The sequence below is a fragment of the Streptomyces sp. NPDC101191 genome, from assembly GCF_044767915.1.
GTDB lineage: Bacteria > Actinomycetota > Actinomycetes > Streptomycetales > Streptomycetaceae > Streptomyces.
Genome location: NZ_JBIWOU010000001.1, coordinates 861425 through 887360, shown reverse-complemented (window position 1 = coordinate 887360; position 25936 = coordinate 861425). Strand labels below are relative to the sequence as shown.

The window sequence follows — 25936 nt, the reverse complement described above, 5'->3', positions numbered from 1 at the left end:
GCGGGGTGGGCCTCAGACCGCCGCCGAAGCCCGCTGCCCGGCCCGTGCGAACTCCGCCATGCCCTCGGCGAAGCCCACCTCCGCGCGCCAGCCGAGGTCCCGCCGCAGCCGCGCCGGGTCGGCGGTGATGTGCCGGACGTCCTCCAGGCGGAACTCGCCGGTCACGACCGGCTCGGGGCCGCCGTGCGCCCGCGCCAGCTCCGTCGCCATCTCGCCCACCGTGTGCGGGTGCCCGCTGCCCGTGTTGTAGGCGGTGAGCGCGCCGGCCGGGAAGGCGTCGACGGCCTCCAGGGCGAGGACGTTGGCCGCGGCCACGTCGCGCACGTGGACGAAGTCCCGGCGCTGGCCGCCGTCCTCGAACACGCGCGGGGCCTCGCCCCGGGCCAGCGCCGAGCGGAAGAGGGAGGCCACGCCGGCGTACGGGGTGTCGCGGGGCATGCCCGGCCCGTAGACGTTGTGGTAGCGCAGCGACACCGCCGTGCCTCCCACGGCCCGGGCCCACGCGGCGGCCAGGTGCTCCTGGGCGAGCTTGGTCGTGGCGTACACGTTGCGGGGGTCGGCCGGTGCCTCCTCGCCGACCGGACCGGGGGTGAGGTCGGCGCCGCATTCGGGGCAGCGCGGTTCGAAGCGGCCCGCGGCCAGGTCGCCGGGGCGGCGGGCGCCCGGGCGGACGAGGCCGTGCCGGGGGCAGGTGTAGCGCCCCTCCCCGTAGACGACCATCGAGCCCGCGAGCACGAGCCGACGCACCCCGGCCTCCGCCATCTGCGCGAGAAGGGTCGCCGTGCCGAGGTCGTTGCAGCCGACGTACGCCGGGGCATCGGCGAAGTCCTTGCCGAGGCCGACCATGGCGGCCTGGTGGCAGACCGCGTCGACGCCCGCCAGGACCGCCCGTACGGCGGCCGCGTCGCGCACGTCCCCGTGCGTGAAGGCGGCCGCGGACGGTTCCGGGCCGGCGGCGTGCGCGCTCGGCAGCAACGCGTCCAGGACGACGGGTTCGTGCCCCGCGGTCAGCAGGGCGGTGACGATGTGCGAGCCGATGAAGCCGGCTCCTCCGGTGACGAGTACGCGCATGAGCCGCACGCTACGGACATCCCCCGCCCCGGCGGGGCCGGCCGCGCCGCGCGTAAGACTTCCGTCATTCCCCGGGGCCCGCGAAGCGCCTCGCCGGCGCCGTAAGGGTTTCGTCATCCGGTGGCGCCTTCCGGAGGGGCCCGTCCGCGCGTTGGATGAGGCGTCGGAGCCGATACCGAGGACAAGGGGAGCACCGTGGAACGCCGCGGAAGGAAGCTGTGGGGGGCCGTCGTCGTCGCGTCGGTGGTCGTCGTGGCCGGACTGGTGTGGTTCAAGCCCTGGGCCCTGTGGATCGACGAGACGGTGCACGACGCGCTGCCCACCGGTCCTGCCGTGTCGGCCGCTCCCGCGGCCTCGTCCACGAGCGGCCCGGTCGCGAGCCCGTCCTCCGGGACACCGGCCGCCCCCACCGTCGTCGCGCGCGGCACCTTCGTCAGCCACGAGCACGCGACGACCGGCACGGTGAAGGTGGTCCGCCTCGCCGACGGAAGCCACGTGCTGCGCTTCGAGGGCCTGGACACGAGCAACGGGCCCGACCTGCGCGTCTGGTTGAGCGACGCTCCGGTCAGGGCGGGGATCGAGGGCTGGCGCGTCTTCGACGACGGCCGGCACCTGAACCTGTCCCGGCTCAAGGGCAACAGGGGCGACCAGAACTACCCCCTGCCCGCCGGCCTCGACTGGGCGGCGTATCCGAGCGTCAGCATCTGGTGCGACCGCTTCGACGTGTCCTTCGGCGCGGCCGCCCTCGCCCCCGCCTGACCTCCCGACGCCGACCGTGGAACGGGCGGGCCGGGCGCGGCCGGGCAGCCCGAAGCGCGCGGAGGGCACGGTGTGGCCGTGCCTCCCCGGCCTCACGACGTGTGGGGGTGCGATCACGAGGGCGTCTGCCTAGCCTGTTCGTACACGCCCGTCGAGGCGTCGCCGGGGCCGTCGAGGGCCCCGTTCGTCCGCCCGCCCGCGACCTGCCGGGAGATCCTCCCCGACACGCCCCGTGGAAGGATGCATGCAGCACGTTTCTCCCGATACTTGGTGAGCCGCCTGTCCCGACCTCCCCGCCGCGCGGCGGGGTCCACCGCGCGGCCGGAAGGAGATCGTCATGCTCATCAGTCACGCCTTCGAGGACGGCGTCCTGCACGTGTCGCTCCTGCGCGACCTCGACGTCACCAGCCGGGCCGCGGCGTTCCTGGAGACCGAGGCCCTCCTCCACTCGCACCGGCCACGTCTGGTCCGGGTGCAGCTCCCCACGGCCGACCCGTCGCCCGCCTCCCTCAGTGCGCTGTCGCGGGCCCGGCGGCTCTGCGAGGCGCTCGGCATCCCGCTCACCGTCGTCGGCCCCGTGCAGGCCCCGCGCCGCCCGCCGCACCCCACGGCGGCGTAGGGCGGAGCGGGCGGGGCAGCGGGTCGCTCAGTGGCGCTCCATGCCGATCGGCTCTCAGAGGGCCTCCACACAGATCGGAGGGCCTCCACGCGGATCGGGCTCGCTCAGGCGAGGAACGCGCCGTCGCGGGCCACCACGCGGCCGCCGTGCACGACCAGGTCGCGCCGCGGCATGTCCACCACGACCTGGGGCAGGCACTCGCCCCGCACGAGGACGAAGTCGGCCGGCGCGCCGGGCGTGAAGTCGGCGTGGGGGAGGTGCATGACGTCCGCGCCGCCGTGCGCGGCCACGCGGTAGCAGTCGGCGAGCTCGTCGTCGAGACGGATGTCCGTCACCCAGCCGAGGATGTGCGCGCGGTGCAGCATGTCCGCGTCGCCGAACGGGCTCCACGAGTCGCGCACCCCGTCCGAGCCGAGTCCCACGCGCACGCCGTGCTCGCGGAGCCTCGCGATCGGGAGCACGAGCGAGTCGGACGGGGCGACCGTCGTCAGCGCGATGTCGAGCTCACCCAAGTCGGCGGCGATGGAAGCGAGTTCGGCGTCCGACAGGGCGGGCAGGCAGAACACGTGGCTGACCGTGACCTTGCCCGCGAGACCCAGGGCGCGCGTGCGGTCGATGATGCCGCGCAGCGTCGTGACGCCCTTGGCGCCGCGGTCGTGCAGGTGGATGTCCAGGCCGACGCCGTGGCGCTCCGCGATGCCGAAGACGAGGTCGAGCTGCTCGTCCAGCGCCTGGTCGAAACCGATCGGGTCGATGCCGCCGATCATGTCGACGGTCCCGGTGCGCGCCGCCTCCTCCAGGAGCCGCGCCGTGCCCGGGGTGCGGATCACGCCGTGCTGGGGGAAGGCCACGATCTGGACGTCGAGTGCGTGACGCAACCGCTCGCGGGCCTCGTTCAGACCCTCCACGCCGGCCAGGCCGTAGGCCGGGGCCACGTCGGCGTGCGCCCGCATGGCCCGGGTGCCGCGGGCCACGGCGTGGGACATCAGGCCGTACGCGCGCTCCGCGACCGGGCGGCGCTGGCTGTGGAACAGCTCCACGTCCTGCGCGACGTAGTCGGCGAGGCCGCTCGCGGGCTTCCGCGACACCCAGGAGCCGCCCCAGGTCGTCTTGTCGGGGTGGATGTGCGCGTCCACGAGCGACGGCAGGGCGATCCGCCCGCCGCCTTCGACGACCTTGGCGCCCCGCGGAGCCGGTCCGTCGCTGATGCGGCCGTCGACCACCACGAGATCCTGCGTGAGCGCCGCGCCGAAGGGGCGCACCTGGCGGAAGACGACGGCCCGGGACGGGCGCTCGGCGCTGTGCGCCGCGGCGGGGGAGGGTGCGGTCCCGGCGCCGGGTGCGGCCGCCGCCTGGGCCGGCGTGGCGGACGCGGCCGTGGCGGCCGTCGTCCCGGCGAGGGCCGCCGCGCCGGCCAGCATCGTACGGCGCGACAGGGAGCCGGTGGCCGTGGCGGAGGGCGAACCGGAACAGGAGGGGGAGTGCACGGGGTCTCCTTGGGTGCGGAGGGCGGGACGAGGGAGCGGAGCGCCGGAAGGAGCCGTCGCGGGACGGCGAGCGACGTACGGGGGAGCTCCTCGATCTGGGGCCGACGACGACCGCCACTCGTTTTGTATACCAAATGCATCTGGGCTTACAAGGGTCCTGTGCCAGGCAAGGATTTTCCCCAGCGGGAGTGGAGGTCCTCCTGGGATTGGTATACAAAGAGCCCCGTGGAGGGCCGGCTCCGGCCTCGCACGGGGCTTTCGCCGAACTGCTCAGACCTCGCCGAAGAGCGTGCGCAGGGCCACCGCCCTGCTGTCGCGCACGTGCAGCAGTGTGCTCGCGGCCGCCGCCTCCGCGTCGCCGGCCGCGATGTGCCGGTGCATCTCGGTGTGCTGGGCCCGCATGTGCGCGGGCTCCGCGCGCAGCCCGAAAAGCAGCCGCAACTGCCAGCTCAGCTGCTCCATCGTCCGCGCGAGCAGCGGATTGCCGGCCATGACCACGACACCCTCGTGGAACTCCGTGTGCGCGGCCACCTCGCGCGTGCCCTCGTCCTCCTCCGCCGCCGATTCCGCCCGCCGCAGGCTCGCATCGAGACGGGCGAGCCCCTCGACCTGCCCGGCCGCCACCGCCCGTGCCGCGAGCCGCGACGCCTGTACGGCGAGCGGCTCCCACACCTCGTACAAGTGCTCCACGTCGGCGCGTTCCAGACGCCGTACGCGGACGCCGCTGTGCGGCAGCAGTTCGAGGAGCCCCTCGGCGACCAGCGCGCGCAGCGCCTCGCGCACCGGGACGCGGGACATGCTCAGCTCCTCGGCGACCTCCCGCTCGACCAGCCGCGCGCCCTGCGCGTAGCGCCGGTCGACGATCCGCTGCAGCACGGCCTCGCGGGCCTGCGCGCTGAGCGAGAGGGCGGCACCGCCCGAACGCGGTCCGTCGCCCGGCGCCGCCGGGCCGCCCGCCCCGCCGTCCCCCACCGCCGCGCCCCCGCCGTCCGCCGCCACCTGCTTCGAACTCTTCACGTCCACTTCCGTCCCTCGCCGCGCATGCCCGCCGAGAATACGTCCGCCCGCCGGCGCCCACCGCCCGACGGACGACGTGGTCCGCGGCCGGTGACCCGTACCGACGACAGCTTCGCCGTCGGAGGTCGCCGGACATGAAGGCGCGGCGCCGGCCGAGGATGTCACCGGCCCCGGCTCACCAGCCGAAGCGGCGGTTCACGAGGGTCGCGAACTCCTCGAAGCTCAGGACCCGGTCGCCGTTCTGGTCGGCCTCGTCGAACAGGGCCGAGGAGTCGTCGGCGTCGCCGACGCCCCAGACCGGTATCACGCCCCGCGCGGCGAGAGTGGGGCCCTTGGACCGGAGGGCGGCGATGACCTCGGTGCGTGTCAGGGTGCCGTCCTGGTCGAGATCGAGCGCGTCGAAGAGGATCCGGGCCTTGTCACTCATCGTCTGTCCTGTCCGCTGGGAGCTCCGGGCGCCGGACCGGCCGACGCGGTGTCGTGCGGAAGGACGCCGGGACGCCCCGCGGAGTTGCCTCCGGGTGGCCACCGGACCCGATCGCGGGTCCGGTGGCCACCGGCCGACGCTGCCGCCCTCAGCCGGGGACAGCGGTCACGCCGTTCATGCCGGTCGGCCGCGCACGACGGTCACCGCCGTCACCGGAGTCGTGACGGTCGTCCCGGTCACGGCACGTTCCGTACCGTGCCCGTGATCTCCGGGCCCTGGACCCGCTCCCAGTTTCCGTCGTAGGTGAACATCGCGGCCCGCAGCGACTCCGCCGGCTCGGCGACGGCGTCCCGCACGGTGGGCACCCGCACCTCGGTGCTCGTCCGGCCGGCGGGCACGGAGAACGCCGCGTACGCGTCGGCGACGACCGGCTGCGACAGCGGCCGGGGCGGATCGGGCACGAAGAAGAAGGTGTCCTCGACCCAGCGCCGGTCGACGTCCGCCGTCGACAGCTCCGCGCCCCCGGCGACCGGACGGAACTCGAACCCGCCCATGATGTCCGCGTCGGCGGCCGTGGACAGCGTCACCCGCCAGGTCAGGGCCTCGCCCTCGGCCACGTCGTCGGCGACGGGTGTCACGGACACCTTCGGCATCGGGTCGTCGTTCCGCGCGGTCACCCCTCCGCGGTGCGAACCGACCACGGCGCCGCGCACCGCCTTGACGAAGGCGTCGTGGGTCTCGTCGTAGCCGTAGCGGTCGTTGCCCTTCACCTCGACCGGTACGTCGATGTCCTGGCGGCCCGGGCGGACCGTGACCAGGCGGGACGTGACCTCGTCGGTGCCGGGCGTGGGCACGAACAGACGCACCTGGCCGTTGCCCTTGCCGGAGACCCGCACCGGGACGCGGTAGGTGCGGACCCCGGAGTCGCCCTCGTCGACCGTCAGCCGGCCGACGTCCACGCGGGCCAGGGCCGCGGGGCTCACCGCCGGCGTGCCGGGGCGCCAGCCCCAGGCGTCGAGGAGCCAGGCGCGGCCGGTGGCGGTGCGCGGGGTCAGTTCCAGCGCGCCGATCCGCTGGAGGTCCAGGCCGGCGCGGGCGGCGGCGGCCAGCGGTACACGGATCTCACGGGCCCAGTGCGAGGCGGTCCGCTCGGAGCCCGGCAGGCCGTCGACCCGGACCCGGCCGAGCTGCGCGCGGCGGCCCGACGCGTCGGTCACGGCGACGTCGAGGACGGTCCCGGTGCTGTTCGGCGGCACCACGAGACGCATGGCCAGGGAGGTGGCGCCGGCCAGGGACACCGGACGCGCGGAACGGACCGCGAGCGGGGTGCCCGCGCGGGTCCAGCGCATCGCGACGGCGTCGCGTCCCGGCTCGGAAGAGGTCTCCCAGTACGCGAAGTGCGGTGAGCGGCCGGGCTCTTCGGGCGACAGACAGGCCTTGGCCGCGTCCGGGTCGATCTGTGCGCACAGGCGGCCGGCCCCGGACACGGAGACCGACGGGCCGGGCAGGAAGGCGGGCGTGCGGCGAGCGCCGACGGCATGCGTGATCACCCGGGCCGGGTCGGCCGAGGGGGCGCGGCGGCCGGTGCCGTCGAGCAGCGGACGGATCCGGTCGTCACCGTCGACGAACAGCCGGGCGGCCGCCGCGATGTAGGTGGCGCCCGCGGTCTGCTGCTGCGCGGCGGTCAGCCGGGTCGGCGTGCCGGGGGAACAGACGGGGTCGGTGCCGTCCTCGGACGAGAAGTCGTCCATGGCGGGCGCCTTGGCCTGGCCCGGGGTCCACTCGCTGTTGAAGTAGTTGTGGTTGGCGCCGACCACGTAGACCGAGCTGTGCAGCGCGGCGCCCTGGCTGACGCCCCGGGTGCCGTCGGCGTAGATCTGGCCCTGGAGGTCGGAGACGTCGCCGTCACAGCCCGGCAGGAGCGTCACGGAGGGCACGTCGGGCGCCGGGTTCTGGCCGAAGATCGTGGGGCCGATGAGGACGTTGCCGCGGATCTTCCACCGGACCGGGCCGCGGTAGGCGTCCTGGTCCGCGGGCGGGGCGTAGAGGCTGTCGACCGCGGCCCGGTTGACGCCCTCGCCGCCGCGGGAGTGCCCGACGAGCAGCACGCGCGACAGGTCCGCCGCGGCGAACCGGCGTACGGCGGCCGGGGCGGTCGCGGGCTTCGCGGCCCAGTCCGCCCAGCGCGCCAGGTGCAGGCGGACCAGGGAGGAGCGGGCCTGGGCGCCGCCGTCCTCGGCCCGGTGGTCCTGGCCGTTGATGCCGTTGGCGGATATGGACAGCGTCACGTAGCCCTGGGAGGCCAGCAGCCGCTGGGCCTTGAGATAGCCCTCGTGGCTCGGTATCGGCTTCATGCCGGACGGGCACGGCCACGCGCCGTTCACGTCCTCGGTGCCCGGTGTGTAGCAGGTGCCGTGCCGGCCGTGCAGGAACAGGGCCACCGGCCGCTTCCCGGGTGCGTCGGCCGGACCCACCACGGCGGCGCGCATCTCGACGGGCTCCGCGAACCCCGGCAGCCGCACCGGCGCGAGGTCGTACGTGCCGCTCACCGTGCGGAAGCGGCCGGGCCTTCCGGGGTCCACCGGGTTCGCCGGCAGCGGGGCCTCGGCCCGCGCGGCAGGGGGTGCCGGGGGTGCCGTGCGGGCGGACCGGGCCGGGCCGGTCCCGTCCAGGTCCCGGCCGCCGGCGGTCACGCGCAGCCGTGTGCCCTCCCGGAACCGCTCGTCGCCCAGTGGCAGCCGGAAGGACCGGCCGTCCGGCTGGGGGACGGGATACCCGAGCAGCCGCCCGTCCGCCCGGAACTCGACCCGGGCGTCCCCCATGGGGACCCGCTCGTCCGCCGTCCACACCAGGTGCCGGGCGGCGCCGCTCCCGGTGATCCGCCATCCGTCGGGCATCCCGGTGTCCGTCTCCGGGGTCCCCGCGGGCGTCGCCGACGCCGGTCCCGGTGAGGGCTGGGCGTACGCCGCTCCTGGCGACGCGCCCGCCAGCGCGAGTAGCGCCACGGCGGTGGTCACGCCGCGTGTGACACGTATCAAAACGTCTTCCTCACGATCCGATTCGTCGGGGCACCACCGGGAGACCCGACATCGGACCCCCCTGGTCCCTGGCGCCCCTCTCGTTCCCGGAGGACGGTGGCGGGGACCCGGAGGTTGCGTGACCCGTCAGATGTGGCCGATCTCTGATGTGACGTCAGCGACACGTGAGGAAAGGGGAACAGGGCGGCCCCGCCGGCCCGCGGAACCGGACGGGGCCGTGACTAGCCGTCCCAGTCCCAGGTGTCGAAGTAGGCCGCCGTGCCCGTGCGGCGGGCGTCCATCACGGCGGTGAGCCGGTCGAAGTCCCGCACCGGCATGAGCTCCCGCCACTGTTCCACCGGCAGGACCCGCACCTCGTCGTGCTCCGCGGGGGAGAGCGTGATGCCGTCGATCTGGCGGTCGGTCAGCCGGCCGCCGTCGAACACGTACCCCGCCGACGCGTGCGGCCACGCGGCCCCCGGCAGCCCGAAGACCGCCGCCAGCATCCTCGGCGGGCCGGACACCACGAGCCCCGTCTCCTCCGCCGTCTCCCGCACGGCCGTCTCCCACGGGCGCTCCCCGGCCTCCGCGGTACCGCCCGCCCACTGCCAGGGGTGCTCGGGGCTGTACACGGACCGCAGGTGCAGCGGCCGGTCACGCTCGTCGGTGAAGAACACGCAGCCGAACACCGTCGCCTTCGGCAGCGACGCCGCGTACTCCTCGGTCGGCAGCCAGGTCTCGCTCACGCCGGACCCCCTCCCCGTACCTCCGGGGCGTCCCAGCCGAGCTCGGTGTACGCGGTGCCCGCGCGCACGCCCTCGATCGCGGCCCGCGTGGGGCCGACCATCGGGTCCGGCAGGCCGTCGAGCGGCCACCACCCCCATCGCGTGCACGAAGCGGAGCCGGATGCGGACACGGCACTCACCTCTCCCTCGGTTGCGGTCAGCTGACTTCTCGATGTCTTCCGGACCAACGACCGGGCGGCGCCTTTCGGCCGCACCTCTTTCGGACGATCCCTTGGCGCGACACCGCCCGTGGTGCCCGCCGGGGCCGAGGAGCGGCCGCCCGGTGGTTAGGGTCGGGCCGAGGGCCGGGCGGGCCGTCGCGCCCGCCGTCGCCCCGAACGTCACCGCCGCACCGCCGAAGGGGAAGTCATGATGCCGGCCGAGCACACCACCGGAACCGCGGCCGGCCCGTCGCCCGCGCGGTTCGGCCTCGGGACCGCCGCCGTCGGGCGCCCCGGCTACATCACCCTCGGACGCGAGCTCGACCTGCCCCCCGACCGCAGCGTCCGGGCCCTGCGCGAGCGCACGCACGCCCTGCTCGACGCCGCCTACGCCGCGGGCGTGCGGTACTTCGACACGGCACGCTCCTACGGCCGCGCCGAGGAGTTCCTCGCCGGGTGGCTCGCCGCCCGTCCCGAGGCCGCCGCCCAGGTGACGGTCGGGAGCAAGTGGGGTTACACCTACACGGCCGGCTGGCAGGTGTCCGGCGTGTCCGCGCACGAGGTCAAGGAGCACTCGGTGGCGGTGTTCGACCGTCAGATCCAGGAGACCCGGGCGCTGTTCGGCCGGAATCCCGACCTCTACCTGGTGCACTCGGTGACCCCGGACAGCCCGGCGCTCTCCGACCCCGCGCTGCACGCCCGACTGGCGGACCTGGCCGCCGAGGGCGTCCGGGTGGGTCTGTCCACCAGCGGTCCGGCGCAGGGCGACACCGTCCGTGCGGCGCTGGACGTGACGGTGGCCGGCGCGCCGCTGTTCGCGGCCGTGCAGTCCACCTGGAACCCGCTCGAACCGTCCGCGGGACCGGCGCTCGCCGAGGCGCACGCCGCGGGGTGGCGGGTCGTCGTGAAGGAGGCCATGGCCAACGGCCGGCTCGCCGACCGCAACGCCACCGGCCCCGACACCGCCGCCCTGCGTGCCGTCGCCGCCCGTGCCGGCACCGGCTGCGACGCCGTCGCCCTGGCCGCGGCGGCCGCGCAGCCCTGGGCGGACGTGGTGCTCTCGGGCGCCGCGACGGAGGAGCAGCTCGCATCGAACCTCAGGGCGGCCGCCCTCGCGCTCGGCCCGCAGGACCTGGCCGGCCTCGCCGTCCTGGCCGAGCCCGCCGACACCTACTGGCGTACGCGCGCGACCCTCGCCTGGACGTGACGAGCGTCGGGGCGCGGGCGGCGGCCCGAGGTCAACCGTCGTTCGCCGGCGGCTCCATGGACCGCAGGGCCTCCTCGGCCCGCTTCTCCATCTCCTCCTCCGACACGTCCTCGACGTGCGTGGCGATGTTCCAGCGGTGCCCGAAGGGATCCTCGAACTGGCCGGTGCGGTCGCCGTAGAACTCGTCCCTGACCGCCCGCAGCTCCCTGGAACCCCGGGCGAGCGCCTCGGCGAAGACGGCGTCCACGTCCTCGACGTACGCGTGGAGGGTGATGGGCGTGCCGCCGATCGCCTTCGGTGAGCGGAACTCCATCTCCGGGTACTCGTCGGCGAGCATGAGGACCGAGTTGCCCAGCTCCAGTTCGGCGTGGCCGATCCTCCCGCCGGGGGCGGCCATCCGCATGCGCTCCGTCGCGCCGAGCACGGAGACGTAGAAGTCGATCGCTTCCGCGGCTCCGTCGACGCAGAGGTACGGCGTGACGCGCGGATATCCCTCGGGGATGGGCCGGACGGCCATGGTTCCCGCCTTTCCTGGCATGGGCTGTGACAGCTACTGCGACCACTGATAGCCCGCACGTTCCCTCGCCCGCGGGCGCCGCGCGGCAGCCCGCCACCGGATGCCCCGAAGGGCCCCGTCCGGGGTGAGCCGCGTCTCATCGGAGCCGGTCCGCCTTGCTATGCAACTCGTTGCATAGAAGGATCGAGGGCATGGCGCTCGAACACGCGATCCTCGTCTCGCTGCTGGAGAAGCCCGGATCCGGTTACGAACTGGCCCGGCGCTTCGAGCGGTCCATCGGGTACTTCTGGACCGCCACCCACCAGCAGATCTACCGCGTGCTCAAGCGCATGGAGGGCGACGGCTGGGTGGACGCCAGGGAGGTGCCCCAGCAGGGGCGGCCCGACAAGCGGGAGTACTCCGTCGCCGACCTCGGCCGGGCGGCACTCTCCTCCTGGCTGAACGAGCCGATCGAGCCCGAGAGCGTCCGGCACGACCTCGCGGTCAAGATCCGCGGCGCCGCCTTCGACGACCCGGCCGCCCTGGTCCGCGAGGTCGAGCGGCACCGCCGGGCGCACACGGAACGTCTAGCCCACTACCTCTCCGGCGAGACCCGCGACTTCACCGGACCCGAGGCCCGCATGCCGGAGGCGCCGGACGGCGCACTCGACGCCGAGCGGGAACTCCAGCACGTCGTGCTCCGCGGCGGCATCGCGTACGAACGCATGATGATCGCCTGGCTCGACGACGTCCTCGCCACCCTCGGGCGCTTCGCCACCGGGCACTGACCCCGGCGCCCACCCCGCCGCACCCCGCACGACCACCCCCGGCCGCCGGCCGGGGCCCTCAGCCGACATCCGACAGCCGAAAGGCGGCAACCATGGCCGACCCGCTGCTCTTCAACCCGCGGACCTACGACCCCGCGCACTTCGACCCCGAGACCCGCCGGCTGCTGCGGGCCACCGTCGACTGGTTCGAGGAGCGCGGCAAGCGCCGGCTGATCGAGGACTACCGCACCCGCGCCTGGCTCGGCGACTTCCTCGCCTTCGCCGCCAAGGAAGGCCTCTTCGCCACCTTCCTCACCCCGGGCTCCGCCGCCGAGGGCCAGGGCGACAAGCGCTGGGACACCGCACGGATCGCCGCCCTCAACGAGATCCTCGGCTTCTACGGCCTTGACTACTGGTACGCCTGGCAGGTCACCATCCTCGGCGTCGGGCCGGTCTGGCAGAGCGACAACGCCGCCGCCCGTGCCCGCGCCGCCGAACTCCTGTCCCAGGGCGAGGTGTTCGCGTTCGGCCTGTCCGAGAAGACCCACGGCGCCGACATCTACTCCACCGACATGCTCCTGGAGCCGGACGGCGACGGCGGCTTCCGCGCCACCGGCTCCAAGTACTACATCGGCAACGGCAACGCGGCCGGCCTCGTCTCCGTCTTCGGCCGCCGCACCGACGTCGAGGGCCCTGACGGCTACGTCTTCTTCGCCGCCGACAGCCGCCACCCGGACTACCACCTCGTCAAGAACGTCGTCGACTCCTCGAAGTTCGTCAGCGAGTTCCGCCTGGAGGGCTACCCGGTCGCCGCCGAGGACGTCCTGCACACCGGGCGGGCCGCTTTCGACGCCGCCCTGAACACCGTCAACGTCGGCAAGTTCAACCTGTGCACCGCCTCCATCGGCATCTGCGAGCACGCGATGTACGAGGCCGTCACCCACGCCCACAACCGCGTCCTCTACGGCCGCCCCGTCACCGCCTTCCCGCACGTGCGGCGCGAGCTGACCGACGCCTACGTGCGGCTGGTCGGCATGAAGCTGTTCAGCGACCGCGCCGTCGACTACTTCCGCTCGGCGGGCCCGGACGACCGCCGCTACCTCCTCTTCAACCCGATGACGAAGATGAAGGTGACCACCGAGGGCGAGAAGGTCATCGACCTCATGTGGGACGTCATCGCCGCCAAGGGCTTCGAGAAGGACAACTACTTCGCCCAGGCCGCCGTGGAGATCCGCGGACTGCCGAAGCTGGAGGGCACGGTCCACGTCAACCTCGCGCTGATCCTCAAGTTCATGCGCAACCACCTGCTCGACCCGGTCGCCCACGAGCCCGTCCCGACCCGCCTCGACGCGGCCGACGACACCTTCCTCTTCCGGCAGGGTCCGGCCCGCGGTCTGGGCTCGGTGCGCTTCCACGACTGGCGGCCCGCCTTCGACGCGTACGCCCACCTGCCCAACGTCGCCCGCTTCCGCGAGCAGGCCGACGCCCTCTGCGCGTTCGTCACCACCGCCGCCCCGGACGAGGCGCAGAGCCGTGACCTCGACCTCCTCCTGGCCGTCGGGCAGCTCTTCGCCCTCGTCGTGCACGGGCAGCTGGTCCTGGAGCAGGCCGGCCTGACGGGTCTCGACGAGGACGTGCTCGACGAGCTGTTCGCCGTCCTCGTCCGCGACTTCTCCGCCCACGCCGTCGAACTGCACGGCAAGGACTCCGCGACCGCCCCGCAGCAGGAGTGGGCGCTCGGCGCCGTCCGCCGCCCGGTCGTCGACGAGGCCCGCACCGGGCGCGTCTGGCAGCGGGTGGAGAGCCTCTCGGGCGCCTACGAGATGCCCGCGTAGCCGGAGAGCCGTGGCCGGCGTGCGGCCCCCCGCCCGGGTCTTCGGACCCGGAGCCGGGGGCCGCACCCCCGCAGGCCACGCCCGCGCACCGGACTGTCACCCGCACCGCCTACGATGACCGCCCATGAACACGAGTGACGACGACGGCAGACCCCTGGTCGACGGACGGTTCCGCCTGATCTCCCGCCTCGGCAGCGGCGGCATGGGCACCGTCTGGCGGGCCCGCGACATCGCCCTCGACCGCGATGTCGCCCTGAAGGAGGTCCGGCCGCCCGACCCCGCCGTCGAGGAGGCCAATCCCGGATTCGCCGCGCAGCTGCGCGAGCGCGCCGTCCGCGAGGCCCGGGCCCTCGCCCGCCTGTCCAACCCGCACGTGGTGACCATCCACCACATCGTGGACCCGCTGGACGGCTCGCACCCGTGGATCGTGATGGAGCTCGTCGAGGGGCGCTCGCTCTACGAGCGCCTCGCCGAGGGCCCGATGCCCGTCCCCGAGGTCGTGACCCTCGGCCGCCAGGTCCTGTCCGCCCTGCGCGCCGCCCACGCGGCCGGCATCCAGCACCGCGACGTCAAGCCGGCCAACGTCCTGCTGCGGCCCGACGGAAGCGCGGTGCTCACGGACTTCGGCATCGCCGTGTTCGACGAGGCCACCTCCCGGCTCACCTCCAGCGGCGACCTCATCGGCTCCGCGGAGTTCATCGCCCCCGAGCGGGTGCGGGGCGAGGAGGGCAACCCGGCATCCGACCTGTGGTCGCTCGGCATGCTCCTGTACGTCGCGGCCGAGGGGCATCACCCGCTGCGCCGCGCCACCAGCCTGGCCACGGTCGTCGCGGTCCTGGACGACCCGATCCCGGCGCCCGTGCGCTCCGGGGCCCTCACCCCGGTGCTCGACCGGATCCTCGTCCGCGACCCGGCCCTGCGGCCGGACGGCGTCCGGCTGGACCAGTTGCTCGCCGAGGCGGAGACCCGGGCCGGGGCCGGACCTGACCAAGGGGTCCCGGCTGCCGGACCTGGCCAGGGGGTCCCGGCGGCGCCGGCCGACGCCGTGACGAGCGCCCCGGGCCCGTACACCCCGCCCTACGCCCACCCCGCCTACGGGCCGCCCGCCGGCTACGGGCAGCCGCCCGCGACGCCCGGTCACCCCGCGCCCGGCGGCTTCGGCCCGCCCGTACCGGCGCCGACCGTCCCCGCCGGGGCGCCACGCCCGGCCGGCGGCCGTCCGGCCCGGCGTGTCGCCGTCCTCTCGGGCTCCCTCGCCGTGGCGGCCCTCGTGGTGGTCGGTGTCGTCAACCTCCTTCCGGACGGTGGAGACAAGGGCGACGGGGCGAAGGGCGGTCCGGCGTCGACGAGCAGCAGCCGGAAGCCGGGCGGGGCGACCGGCGGCGCCACGCCGGGGACGTCCGCGCCGCCCACCCCGGCGTCGGGCGGCACCCTCCTGACACCGGCCTCGGCCCGTACCGTCATCGAGGCGTTCCGCAAGGCCGCCGGGAGCACGACGATGAAGGATCTGACGATCTACGAGGAGTACGCCCTCGCCGCCATCCCGACCCGGCCGGGTGCCAAGTCCTACGACTCGTGGGAGTACCGCGGAGGCGTCGCACGCAAACTCGGCCCCGGCGGCACCATCAACGCGGGCTTCGCCGACGACCAGCCGATGGACATGGCGGCCATGCCGTGGGACACGCTGCCGGCCCTGATCAAGCGCGGCGAGAAGGAGCTGAAGGTGGACGACCCGAACATGCGTTACGTCGTCGTCGAACGCTGGACCTTCAACGAGGACCGTCCCACGATGCGCTTCTACCTCACCAACGAGTACAGCGCGACCGGCTACCTCGCCGCCGACGACAAGGGCAAGGTCGTGTCGAGCCATCCGGCGGACTGACACCACGGCTTCCGGACCGTTCGGTCCGGGAGCCGTTCTCCTGCCGGGCGGTGCCCCGCGGTTCCGTCGTCGAGGGCATCGAGGGCATCGACGGCGTCGCCGGGCCTAGGCGGGGCTCGCGCGGTCCAGGACCTCGTCCAGGGTGGTCGCCGCCATGATGAGCGAGAGATGGGTGAACGCCTGCGGAAAGTTGCCCAGTTGTTCGCCGCTCGGGCCGATCTCCTCCGCGAACAGACCGACGTGGTTGGCGTACGTGAGCATCTTCTCGAAGGTGAACCGGGCCGGGCGCACCCGCCCGGCCCGGGCCAGCGCGTCCACGTACAGGAAGGTGCACAGGCTGAACGTGCCCTCCGCGCCCCGCAGGCCGTCGGGGGAGGCGCCGGGGTCGTAGCGGTGCACCAGGCTGTCCTGGACCAGGCCGCGTTCGATGGCGTCCAGGGTGCTCAGCCACGCCGGGTCGGTCGGGTTCAGCAGGCCCGCGCGCGGGATCAGGAGCAGGGAGGCGTCGAGGACGTCGCCGCCGAAGTACTGCACGAGGGCCTGGCGCTTCTCGCTCCAGCCGCGGTGCATGATCTGGCCGAAGATCTCGTCCCGCGCGGCGCGCCAGGCGTCCAGGGCGGCCGGCCGGCCGAACTCCTCGGCGAGCCGCAGCCCGCGGTCGAAGGCCACCCAGGACATCACCCGGCTGAAGGTGAAGTCCCGCTGCCCGCCCCGGGTCTCCCAGATCCCCTCGTCGGTGCTGTCCCAGGACGCCGCCAGCCAGTCGAGCAGACCGGACACGGCCTTCCAGCCGTGGTACGTGGGCTGCGGGTCGAGGCCGCGTCCCTGGGCGAGGGCGTACATGGCCTCCCCGTAGATGTCGAGCTGGAGCTGGTCCGCCGCCCCGTTGCCCACCCGCACCGGCGCCGAGCCCCGGTAACCCTCGAAGTCCTCCAGGATCTCCTCGGGGAGCCACGGGTCCCCGTCCACCCGGTACATGATCTGCAGCGGGCGCCCGCCCGCGGAGGGCGCGCCGGCCCGCTCGGTGACACGGTCCGTGAGCCAGCCGGTGAACGCGGCCGCCTCCTCGACGAACCCGAGGTCCAGCAGCGCCCGTACCGCGAGCGAACCGTCCCGGATCCACGTGTAGCGGTAGTCCCAGTTGCGCTCGCCGCCGACGAGCTCGGGAAGCCCGAGGGTGGCGGCGGCGATCGGGGCGCCGGTGGGCAGGTAGGTGAGGAGCTTCAGCGTGATGGCCGAGCGGTGCACCATGTCCGGCCAGCGGCCCCGGTACCGCGCGGTCCGCACCCACTCCTGCCAGAAGTCGACGGCGTCCCACAGCGCCGCCTCCACCCCCTGCTCGTCCGGGAGCGGCGGGACGGGCGCGTCCGGGCCCGCCACGGTGAACGAGGCGCCGGCCTGGCTCCCTTCGGTGAGGGTGAGGCGGCCGTGGACGTCGTAAGGACCGTCCTGCTCCAGCGGGACGTTCGTCTGGAGGAAGGCGGTGATCCCGGGGGCCCGGAACGTCGCCGTCCGCCCGTCGACGTGCGTCTCGTGCGGATTGCTGCCGAAGCCGAACCGGGGCCGGCACTCCAGGGCGAAGGTGACGTTCCCGCGGGTGCACCGCATCACCCGCAGGATGGCGTGCTCGTCGGTGGGCCGGCCGGTCCGGTCGGGAGGCATCCAGTCGATCAGCTCGCCCACGCCGTCGGCCGACAGGAACCGGGTCACCAGCAGCGCCGTGTCGGGATAGTAGAGCTGCTTGACCGTCACGTCGGAGCCGTCGACCGAGAGCCGGAAGTAGCCGCCCTTGTCGTGGTCGAGCAGCGCCGCGAAGATGCCCGGCGAGTCGAAGCGGGGCGCCGCGAACCAGTCGACCACGCCCTCGTCGGACACCAGGGCGGCGGTCTGCAGATCCCCCACCAGGCCGTGATCGGCGATGAGCGGATAGCGCTTCATGGTTCCACTATCGGCGACGCGCCGGGAAGGCGACATCGGAGGACGCCCCGCCCGTCCGCGGCGTCCCGCCCCTCCGCGGCGGCCCGGCGGGCGCGTGCCGGGGGCCCGGTCGTCGGGCGGGTGGCGGGCGGGTGGCGGGCGTCGAGATGCCGCCGCCGAGGGGAAGGCGAACAATTGACTCCAGGACCGGCACATCCGCACATCGTCGGAGCAGTGTTTCCGCTCGGGGATTTTCCTATCCGGACTCGGCGGTGCCATGAACGCAGCAAGCCCGGCCCAGGGCAGCGGATCATCAGCGCGCAAGGCCACCATCAGCCCCAAGGCGCAGAAGAGCTCTCTCTACCGGCTGGGGCGCTGGTGCGCCCGGCACTTCGTCGTCGTCATCGTCCTGTGGCTGGCGGCCGTCGCCGGACTGCAGATCGCCGACCGCGCGTTCGGCGGCCAGTATTCCGACAACTTCTCGCTCCCGGGTGTGCAGTCCACCGAGGGTCTCGACGTGCTGGAGGCGCACGACCCCGCGGCCGGCGGTTACGGCGCGCAGATCGTCCTCAACAACCCGTCCGAGGCGCTCACCCAGGACGCCTCCACGGTGAACTCGACCGTCGCGTCGCTCCAGAAGCTGCCCGACGTCATCAACGTCCAGAACCCGCTGCCGCCTCCGGGCACACCTCCGCCGACCCCGCCCCCCAACACGCCTGACACGGGCCCGCTTTCCACGGACGGCAAGACCGCGTACATCACCATCCGCTTCAGCGTTCCGCCCTCCACCCTGGGCACCGACTACCTGAACGGCGTGGACACGGCCGTAAAGCCCCTGCGCGACGCCGGCGTCACCGTCGAGTACGGCGGTTCGCTCGGCGAACTGGCCCGGCCGTCGGCCGACGACCGCACCAGCGAGGCGATCGGCTTCGCCGTCGCGATCGTGGTGCTCCTGATCGGCTTCGGCAGCATCATCGCCGCGGTCATGCCGCTGGTCACCGCCCTCATCGGAGCGATCTGCGGGCTCGCGCTGCTCGGTCTGACGGCGGCTGCCTTCACCTTCGGGACGGTCTCGCCGACCCTGGCCACCATGATCGGCCTGGGCGTCGGCATCGACTACGCCTTGTTCCTGATCACCCGTCACCGCCAGAACATCATGAACGGGCACGATCCCGCCGACTCCGCGGGCCTGGCGACGACGACGAGCGGCCGGGCGGTGCTCGTCTCCGGCTGCACCGTGATCATCGCGCTGTCCGGTCTCTGGGTCTCCGGCGTCACCTTCATCGGCAAACTCGGCCTGGCGGCCGCCTTCACGGTCGTCACCGCGGTCATCGCCGCGCTCACCCTGGTCCCGGCCATGCTCGGACTCGTGGGGCGCCGCATCGACCGCTACCACGTGCGCAAGCCCGTGGCGGAGACCGACGCGGAACCGGGCGCCACCCCGCACGGCACCTGGCACCGCTACGCCCAGCGGGTGGAGCGGCGGCCCTGGTACTTCCTGGTCGGCGGCGTGGTCGCCCTGGTGATCCTGGCCTTCCCGGTGTTCTTCATCCAGCTCGGGCACATCGGCGACGGCGCCGACCCCAAGTCGTTCACCGACCGGCGCGCCTACGACCTGATCTCCACGGCCTTCGGTCCCGGCGCCAACGGGCCGCTGACCATCGTGGTCGACCAGACCTCGGTCCCGGCGTCCGATCGTTCGGCGCTCGCGAGCAAGCTCCAGCAGTCGCTCGCCAACGTGCCCGACGCGGCCTCCGTCACCGCGCTGAAGCCCACCTCCGACGGTGACGTCCTGATCGGCACCGCCTACTCGGTCGCCTCGCCGCAGGACGAGAAGACCACCGAGCTCACCAACCACCTGGTGGACGACGTGCTGCCGGACGCGGTGGCCGGTACGGACGCGAAGACCTACGTCACCGGCACCACGGCCGCCCAGGTCGACTTCCTCGACATCGTCTCCAGCCGGCTGCCACTGATCATCGCGGTGGTGGTCGCGCTCGCCTTCCTGGTCATCCTGATCGTCTTCCGCGGGCTCCTCGTCGCCGTCAAGGCCGCCGTCCTCAACGTGCTGTCGATCGCCGCGTCCTACGGCGTCGTCGTGGCCGTGTTCCAGTGGGGCTGGGGCGGCCCGGCCCTGGGCGTCTCCGGCAAGGTGCCCATCGAGAGCTATGTGCCGATGATGATGTTCGCCATCGTCTTCGGCCTCAGCATGGACTACGAGATCTTCCTGCTGTCCCGGGTCCGCGAGGCGTGGCTGCGCACCGGCGACGCCGAGGCGAGCGTCGCCCATGCCCTGGAGATCACCGCGAGGGTCATCACCTGCGCCGCGCTGATCATGGTGAGCGTCTTCGCGGCCTTCATCGTGTCCGACAACATCGTGATCAAGATGCTCGGCCTGGGCCTCGCGGTCAGCGTCCTCATCGACGCCACCATCGTCCGGCTGCTGCTCGTTCCCGCCGTGATGACCCTGCTGGGCGCCCGCGCCTGGTGGACCCCACGCTGGCTGGACCGGATCCTCCCGCACCTCGACACCGAGGGGGAGGCGGCGCTGGAGCAGGACCAGGAGTCCGGCCACGAGCCGGCCCGGTGACCCGCGACGTGCACATTCGGACAAAGAGGTAGATGTCCTGCTATTAAGCTCCAATGCCGGAATGCTCAATGAATTCCGGCATTGGAGCTTTTCTGTGCCGGTAGCGCGCAAAGGTCGGACTGCGTGATCTGAGTCACGGCCTTTCCGGCCCGGTGAATTCTGTCGCGACGTCAGATCGGCACCCTGGGGGAGCGGTTGGCGCGGTGATGGTGAAAGGTGGGAATGATCCTTTTTCTTTTTCCGAATGATCGATTTGCTTTGATTAATTTCTGTCTTGTTTTCGCCGGAAGAATTCGCTTACGGTCACCCGGCAACCGGACGGAAACGCCGAATCCTGCCACCGACCGGGTACCGCACACACGACCACTTCAGGCAGGAGCGGGGGACCCAGGTTCTCCGCCGCTCCCGGGCTCCGGGGGCGGCTCGGGGTGAAGCCGTGCCCAGGCGCGGCCGGGCATCTCCTGCCCGAACCCGACAGCTCACCTCGCAGGCGGAGGAGAGGACCCCGCCATGCGTGGACACGCCAAGCACCGCCGTTCCAAGAAGTTCCCGCTCACCCGCGGCATCGCCGCCGTCGGCATCACCGGCAGCGCCGCACTGGCCCTGCCGCTGGCCGGAGCGACGACCGCGGGTGCGGTCACTCCGCAGGCGGCGCACACCGTCGCAGTCGAAAAGGCGACGGTCCAGGTCACGCAGGTGGCGAAGGCGTCCGGAACGGTGCGGTATTCGGTCGTCGCCGGTGACTCCCTTTCCAAGATCGCCCGGAAGTACGCGGTAAAGGGCGGCTGGAAGAAGGTCTACCAGGACAACCGGACGGCCGTCGGCGCCGACCCGGCCCTCATCCGCCCCGGCATGCGGCTGACCGTCGACGCCCGAGGCGCCGCGCTCTCGGGCGTGAAGCCCGCGGCGGCCCGGACCGCGACGACGGCGGGCGCCGCGAGCGCGGGAGCCGTGGTCCAGGCCGTGGCTCCGGCCAAGGCGACCTCGTACCCGGACAACCTCGACGGGTGGATCCGCGAGGCGCTCGACATCATGGCCAAGAAGGGCATCCCCGGCAGCTACGACGGCATCCACCGCAACATCATGCGCGAGTCGTCCGGCAACCCGCTGGCCATCAACAACTGGGACTCCAACGCCGTCGCCGGCACCCCCTCCAAGGGCCTGCTCCAGGTGATCGACCCGACCTTCCGGGCGTACCACGTCGAGGGCACGGCCGACGACCCGTACGACCCCGTCGCCAACATCGCGGCGGCCTGCAACTACGCGGCCGACCGCTACGGCTCCATCGACAACGTCTTCGGCGCCTACTGACGCCCGCGGACGCGAGGACGTGCTCCCGCAACCGGCCCCTCGGCCGGGTGCGGGAGCACGGTCGTTCCGGGCTCAGTTCAGGGTGTCCGGGTCCGGGCCGGTCCGCAGCCCCTGGTCGAGCGCGGCGACGGCCGTCATCTCGTCCGCCGAGAGGGCGAAGTCGAAGACGTCGATGTTCTCGCGGATACGCGCCGGCGTGACGGACTTGGGGATCACCACGTTGCCGAGCTGCAGGTGCCAGCGCAGCACGACCTGCGCGGTGCTCTTGCCGTACCGGGCGGCGATCTCCCGGAGCACGGGCTCCTCCAGGACGGCGCCCTGGGCGAGCGGGCTCCAGGCCTCGGTGACGATCGAGTGGCGGGCGTGCAGCTCACGGAGCGCGCGCTGCTGCAGGCCGGGGTGGAGCTCGATCTGGTTGACCGCCGGGACGAGGTCGCTGCCGTCCAGGAGCCGGTTCAGGTGCGCGGGCTGGAAGTTGGAGACGCCCGCCGTGCGCACGCGGCCGTCGGCGACGAGCTTCTCGATGGCCTTCCAGCTGTCGAGGTAGAGATCCCGGGCCGGGGCCGGCCAGTGGACGAGGTAGAGGTCCACGTGGTCGAGGCCGAGCTTGGCGAGGCTCGCGTCGAAGGCCCTGAGGGTGGCGTCGTGGCCCTGGTCGGCGTTCCACAGCTTCGTGGTGACGAACAGTTCGTCGCGGGCGAGGCCGGAGCTCGCGAGGGCCTTGCCGACGCCCGCCTCGTTGCCGTAGATCGCGGCGGTGTCGATCGAGCGGTATCCCGCCTCCAGCGCCGCGGTGACGGCGGCGGTCGTCTCCTCGTCCGGCACCTGGAAGACGCCGAAGCCGAGCCGCGGCATCTCCGTGCCGTTGTTGAGGGTGACGGTGGGGACGGAGTGGTTCATGACGTTCCTCGGATCTGTGGTGCGGGTGTCTGCGTGGGGGGTGGGGGCCCGGGGCGGTGGCCGGGCCGCGGGCGGGTCAGACGAGGGCGGCCACGGCCGCGGCGGCGAAGGCGTGGTCCTGCTCGGGGGCGCCGCCGCCCACGCCGACGGCGCCGATGAGCCGTCCGTCACGGTGGACGGGCAGGCCGCCGGCGATGAACAGCAGCGGCCGGTCGAGCGCGGTGGTGAGGCTGTGGAACGGGCCGTCGGGCTTGACCAGGTCGACCAGGTCGGCCGTGGGGGCGTTCAGCTGGAGCGCCGTGTAGGCCTTGCGGGTGCTCGTCTCGCCGGAGATGAGGACGGCGCGCTCGTCACGGCGGAAGGCCAGCAGGTGGCCGCCGGCGTCGAGCACGGTGACGCTGACCGTGACGCCCGCGGCGTCGGCGGCCCGCCGGGCGGCGGTGAGCAGGACCTCGGCGTCCTGGGAGGTCAGCGGGGCGACGGCGGCGGTGACGGTGCTCATGAGGGGTGCTCCATGCGGTCGTACGGAAGTGCGGAGGAGGGAGGGTGCAGGGGGAAGGCGCGGGCGAGGGGGTCAGTGCCCGAGGCCCGCGGGGACCTGCCGGGCGTCCGGGACGGCCGCCGAGGTCACGGAGTCCGCGGACCCGGCGACCATCCTCGACCTGCGGGTCCGCCGGTCGAGGAACGCGGCGAGGAAGGCCAGCAGCAGCGCGGAGGCGGCGAGGAGGCCGCCGACCCAGTTCGGGGACGTGTAGCCGAGGCCCGTGGCGATGACCACGCCGCCGAGCCAGGCGGCCAGGGCGTTGCCGAGGTTGAAGGCGCCGATGTTGGCCGCGGAGGCCAGCGTCGGTGCGGCGGAGGCCTGGTCGAGGACCCACTTCTGCAGCGGCGGGACGGTCGCGAAGCCGAGCGCGCCGATCAGGGTCAGCGTGATCGCCGCGAGGACCTTGTCGTGGGCGGTCGCCGTGAACAGGAACAGGACCAGGGACAGGGAGCCCAGCGCGACGAAGAGCATGGGCATCAGGGCCCGGTCGGCGAACTTCCCGCCCAGCAGGTTGCCCAGGAACATGCCGACGCCGAAGAGGACCAGCAGCCAGGTGACGGCGCCCTCGGTGTAGCCGGCGACCTCGGTCATCATCGGCGTGATGTAGGTGATGGCCGCGAAGACGCCGCCGTAGCCGAGCACGGTCATGGCCATGGCCAGCCAGACCTGGACGTTCCGGAAGGCGGCGAACTCGGCGCTGATCCTCGCGGCCGGCGGCCGTCCCGTCTCGGGGACGAGACGCGCCACGCCGAGGAGGCCGAGGACGCCGAGCGCGGCGACGAGCAGGAAGGTGACGCGCCAGCCGATCGCCTGGCCGATGTACGTGCCGCCGGGGACGCCGACGATGTTGGCGACGGTGAGGCCCATGAACATCAGGGAGATCGCGGAGGCCTTCTTCTCCGGCGCCACGAGGTCGGCGGCGACGACGGACCCGATGCCGAAGAACGCCCCGTGGGCGAGGGAGGCGACGACCCGGCCGACGAGCATCAGGCCGAAGCTCGGCGCGAACGCGGAGAGCGCGTTGCCGACGATGAACAGGCCCATGAGGAACATGAGCATCTTCTTGCGGGACACCTTCGTCCCGAGCACGGTCAGGAGCGGCGCGCCGAGGACGACGCCCAGGGCGTAGCCGGTCACCAGCCAGCCGGCGGTGGGGATCGAGACCCCGAAGTCGCCGGCCACCTGGGGCAGCACGCCCATGATGACGAACTCGGTGGTGCCGATTCCGAAGGCCCCGATGGCCAGGGCCAGGAGCGCGAGAGGCATGGGACGAACCCTTCCGGGGTGTGTTTGCGCAGAAGCCTTACGAGCGAGAACAATAGTTGCAGACGCCGGATAAATGCAAACGGAGTGAGTTGCGGAGCAGGTTAACCCTCGTTTGCAAGTAATGGGATGCGCCCTGCCCGGGGCTTGTCCATGCGGGTGTGCAGGCCCTGGGCAGGGCCAGCTAGCCCTGCTCAGCGGCCTGCTCAGGTCCGGGCTCACGGCCTGGCCTGCTCGATGCCGACCGTCCATCGGCCGACATCGAGCAGAAGCGGGAGGGGACGGGAGGGGACGGGAAGGGACGGGTAGGGCGCCTAAAGGCCGCTGACCTTCGCCGTCGCCGAGAGCTCGTAGACCAGGGTGAGCGTGCGGCGGCCGCCCGGCGGGAGGGAGACGGCCCAGGAGGCGATGCCCTCCGCGTCGACCGCGTCCGGGGCCGGGGAGCAGGCCTCGCCGCGGACGCGTACCTCCACCGCGGACACCTCGGAGACCGGGATCCGCTCCCGGACCACGACCACCCGGTCGCCCCGCTCGCCCGGCGCGGCGAACCGCGACAGGTGCAGCCGGACCGTACGGGTGACCACGGTGCGCTGGGTGAGGCCGGTGGTGTCGCGGGACTCCTCGGTCCGCCGGACCACCCGGTGGTCGTCACCACTGCCGAAGGCGAGCTCGACGGGCGCGCCGGGCGCGGTGAAGTCGAGTGTGCCCCGCCCGGTGAAGCCGCTCCCGCGCACCAGGTCCACGGGCCCCGCGAGCAGAGCGTGGCCGGACCGGTTGGCGCCCCGCACCACCTGGGTGACCAGCGGCGACAGCTCGGGGGAACAGGCGTACTCGCTGCTCACGGCCGTCGTGAAGGAGGAGACGGGCACCCGGTGCGCGCGGCCGTCCGCCGGCACGGAGACCGGCGCGGGAGCGCTCAGGACCCGCACCTCGCCGCCGTCGTCCACGCCGGGGAGCCCGAGCACCGGGGCCGGGCCGAGGTCCCCGATCTCCTCCTCGCGCAGCTCGACGTCGACCGTACGGCGCTCCGCGGCGGAGCGGTCGGTGAGCGTCAGCCGGTCCTCGGTGAGCCGCGGCGGATCGGTCGCCAGGGCCGACCGCGCCGTCGACAGCGTCAGCCGTACGTCCGACCAGTCCTCGCCCGTGTGCTGCCAGACCACCGCGTCGGTCTCCAGGGTCAAGGAGTCCCCGTCCAGCACGGCCCGGTACGCCGGCCGCCACAGCGCGCAGGGCGTGAGGTGGCTCAGTCGCAGCCCGGCGGCCCCAGCGGTCGCGCTCTCGACGGTCAGGTCGACGTACGCGAGCAGTTCGGCGGGCTCCGACTCGGCCAGCCCCCTCGCCCGCTCGACCTCGCCCAGCTCCGCCTCGAGCGCCGACAGACGGGCCTCCGCGGCGCGCAGCTCCTCGCCGTACGCGTCGCGCTCCGCGTCGACCCGGTCCAGCTCGGCCGACCAGCGCGGCGCCTCGCTCTCCCCGTGCCCGGTGCCCTCGCCGATCTCCCGCAGGAGGTCGGCGGCGAGCCGGCCGAGCAGGTCGAGACGGGTCCGCAGCCGGTCGCGCCGCCGCTTCAGGGCGGACTGCTCCTCCGTGAGCGCGTGGACGCGCCGGCGGAGCGCGGAGTCGCCGGCGGACGGGCGCGGCCCGCGCGGCGTCCAGGCACGCACGATCCGCGCGTCGAGGACGCCGGCCGCGTGTTCGGCGGTGAGTTCGGCGTGCAGGGTGCGGTCGACGGCCGTCGCGGCGACCGGACCCAGGCGCAGGCGCTGGACACCGGCCGCCAGGTCGAGCACGGTGCGGCGCTCGACGTGGGCGCGGTCCTCCAGGCAGGTGACGGCCGTGACGGGAAGGGGGATGGGCTGGGGATCCGTGGACATGGGCTCG

General features: G+C 73.4%; 21 protein-coding genes and 1 riboswitch. Of the genes, 8 read left to right on the top strand and 13 right to left on the bottom strand.

All coding sequences use genetic code 11. The features are described 5' to 3' along the window. Positions 1-12: 12 nt before the first annotated feature. Positions 13-1071 (bottom strand): NAD-dependent epimerase/dehydratase family protein, encoded by a 1059-nt coding sequence (locus tag ACIRQF_RS03895; protein ID WP_404088582.1) that lies wholly within the window; start codon positions 1069-1071, stop codon positions 13-15. A gap of 195 nt (positions 1072-1266) precedes the next feature. Here ACIRQF_RS03895 and ACIRQF_RS03890 point away from each other — a divergent pair, with 195 nt between their 5' ends. Together ACIRQF_RS03890 and ACIRQF_RS03885 are read left to right on the top strand one after the other, a co-directional pair. Then, complete coding sequence (locus ACIRQF_RS03890; RefSeq protein WP_389751567.1) at positions 1267-1830, top strand: DM13 domain-containing protein; 564 nt, start codon at positions 1267-1269, stop codon at positions 1828-1830. 337 nt (positions 1831-2167) lie between these two features. Continuing rightward, positions 2168-2449: a hypothetical protein gene (locus ACIRQF_RS03885; RefSeq protein WP_376636839.1), complete on the top strand. Its 282-nt coding sequence runs from the start codon at positions 2168-2170 to the stop codon at positions 2447-2449. A 104-nt stretch (positions 2450-2553) separates the two neighbouring features. Here ACIRQF_RS03885 and ACIRQF_RS03880 read toward each other — a convergent pair whose 3' ends face one another. The 6 genes from ACIRQF_RS03880 to ACIRQF_RS03855 all read right to left on the bottom strand — a co-directional run bounded on the left by ACIRQF_RS03880 (position 2554) and on the right by ACIRQF_RS03855 (position 9313). Then, positions 2554-3870 (bottom strand): amidohydrolase family protein, encoded by a 1317-nt coding sequence (locus ACIRQF_RS03880; RefSeq protein WP_404089512.1) that lies wholly within the window; start codon positions 3868-3870, stop codon positions 2554-2556. 336 nt (positions 3871-4206) lie between these two features. Beyond that, positions 4207-4908 (bottom strand): GntR family transcriptional regulator, encoded by a 702-nt coding sequence (locus tag ACIRQF_RS03875; protein ID WP_404089510.1) that lies wholly within the window; start codon positions 4906-4908, stop codon positions 4207-4209. A gap of 220 nt (positions 4909-5128) precedes the next feature. Then, positions 5129-5380, bottom strand: a complete 252-nt coding sequence (locus ACIRQF_RS03870; RefSeq protein WP_376636841.1) for an EF-hand domain-containing protein — start codon at positions 5378-5380, stop codon at positions 5129-5131. Between the two features lie 236 nt (positions 5381-5616). Then, positions 5617-8418, bottom strand: coding sequence for an alpha/beta hydrolase family protein (locus ACIRQF_RS03865; RefSeq protein WP_404088577.1), 2802 nt, complete (start codon positions 8416-8418; stop codon positions 5617-5619). A gap of 221 nt (positions 8419-8639) precedes the next feature. Continuing rightward, positions 8640-9143 (bottom strand): NUDIX domain-containing protein, encoded by a 504-nt coding sequence (locus ACIRQF_RS03860; RefSeq protein WP_382482915.1) that lies wholly within the window; start codon positions 9141-9143, stop codon positions 8640-8642. Continuing rightward, a complete protein-coding gene (locus ACIRQF_RS03855; RefSeq protein WP_404088573.1) occupies positions 9140-9313 on the bottom strand; it encodes a hypothetical protein in 174 nt (57 codons plus the stop codon). The genes ACIRQF_RS03860 and ACIRQF_RS03855 overlap by 4 nt, the downstream gene beginning before the upstream one ends. A 238-nt stretch (positions 9314-9551) precedes the next feature. Between ACIRQF_RS03855 and ACIRQF_RS03850 the strand changes: the two genes are divergently transcribed. Next, on the top strand, positions 9552-10550 hold the full coding sequence (locus ACIRQF_RS03850) for an aldo/keto reductase (RefSeq protein ID WP_404088570.1): 999 nt from the start codon (positions 9552-9554) through the stop codon (positions 10548-10550). Between the two features lie 31 nt (positions 10551-10581). On the opposite strand, the gene ACIRQF_RS03845 is transcribed toward ACIRQF_RS03850, so the two are convergent. After that, on the bottom strand, positions 10582-11067 hold the full coding sequence (locus tag ACIRQF_RS03845) for a VOC family protein (protein ID WP_389751579.1): 486 nt from the start codon (positions 11065-11067) through the stop codon (positions 10582-10584). A 191-nt stretch (positions 11068-11258) separates the two neighbouring features. On the opposite strand from ACIRQF_RS03845, the gene ACIRQF_RS03840 reads away from it, so the two are divergent. The 3 genes from ACIRQF_RS03840 (at position 11259) to ACIRQF_RS03830 (ending at position 15530) form a co-directional block, all read left to right on the top strand. Continuing rightward, entirely contained in the window at positions 11259-11834 is a 576-nt protein-coding gene (locus ACIRQF_RS03840; RefSeq protein WP_382482921.1) for a PadR family transcriptional regulator, read from the top strand. A 92-nt stretch (positions 11835-11926) separates the two neighbouring features. Next, complete coding sequence (locus tag ACIRQF_RS03835; RefSeq protein ID WP_404088566.1) at positions 11927-13648, top strand: acyl-CoA dehydrogenase family protein; 1722 nt, start codon at positions 11927-11929, stop codon at positions 13646-13648. A gap of 124 nt (positions 13649-13772) precedes the next feature. After that, entirely contained in the window at positions 13773-15530 is a 1758-nt protein-coding gene (locus tag ACIRQF_RS03830) for a protein kinase (protein ID WP_404088563.1), read from the top strand. Positions 15531-15635: 105 nt separating this feature from the next. On the opposite strand, the gene ACIRQF_RS03825 is transcribed toward ACIRQF_RS03830, so the two are convergent. Continuing rightward, on the bottom strand, positions 15636-17468 hold the full coding sequence (locus ACIRQF_RS03825) for a glycoside hydrolase family 15 protein (protein ID WP_404088560.1): 1833 nt from the start codon (positions 17466-17468) through the stop codon (positions 15636-15638). A gap of 256 nt (positions 17469-17724) precedes the next feature. Here ACIRQF_RS03825 and ACIRQF_RS03820 point away from each other — a divergent pair, with 256 nt between their 5' ends. Both ACIRQF_RS03820 and ACIRQF_RS03815 read left to right on the top strand, forming a co-directional pair. Then, a complete protein-coding gene (locus ACIRQF_RS03820) occupies positions 17725-20037 on the top strand; it encodes an MMPL family transporter (protein ID WP_404088558.1) in 2313 nt (770 codons plus the stop codon). A 350-nt stretch (positions 20038-20387) separates the two neighbouring features. Then, positions 20388-20543: riboswitch (cyclic di-AMP (ydaO/yuaA leader) on the top strand. Positions 20544-20547: 4 nt separating this feature from the next. After that, complete coding sequence (locus ACIRQF_RS03815) at positions 20548-21348, top strand: transglycosylase SLT domain-containing protein (RefSeq protein ID WP_376628426.1); 801 nt, start codon at positions 20548-20550, stop codon at positions 21346-21348. 72 nt (positions 21349-21420) lie between these two features. On the opposite strand, the gene ACIRQF_RS03810 is transcribed toward ACIRQF_RS03815, so the two are convergent. The 4 genes from ACIRQF_RS03810 to ACIRQF_RS03795 form a co-directional block, all read right to left on the bottom strand. Next, positions 21421-22248, bottom strand: coding sequence for an aldo/keto reductase (locus tag ACIRQF_RS03810; protein WP_382482925.1), 828 nt, complete (start codon positions 22246-22248; stop codon positions 21421-21423). Positions 22249-22324: 76 nt separating this feature from the next. After that, positions 22325-22750 carry a heme-binding protein gene (locus tag ACIRQF_RS03805; RefSeq protein ID WP_382482926.1) on the bottom strand — a complete coding sequence of 142 codons (426 nt, stop codon included), beginning with the start codon at positions 22748-22750 and terminating at the stop codon, positions 22325-22327. Positions 22751-22822: 72 nt separating this feature from the next. Then, positions 22823-24058, bottom strand: a complete 1236-nt coding sequence (locus tag ACIRQF_RS03800; protein WP_404088553.1) for an MFS transporter — start codon at positions 24056-24058, stop codon at positions 22823-22825. 311 nt (positions 24059-24369) lie between these two features. After that, the gene (locus ACIRQF_RS03795) at positions 24370-25929 is read right to left on the bottom strand and encodes a DUF4139 domain-containing protein (protein WP_404088550.1); all 1560 of its coding nucleotides are present in this window, start codon (positions 25927-25929) and stop codon (positions 24370-24372) included. Positions 25930-25936: the final 7 nt, after the last annotated feature.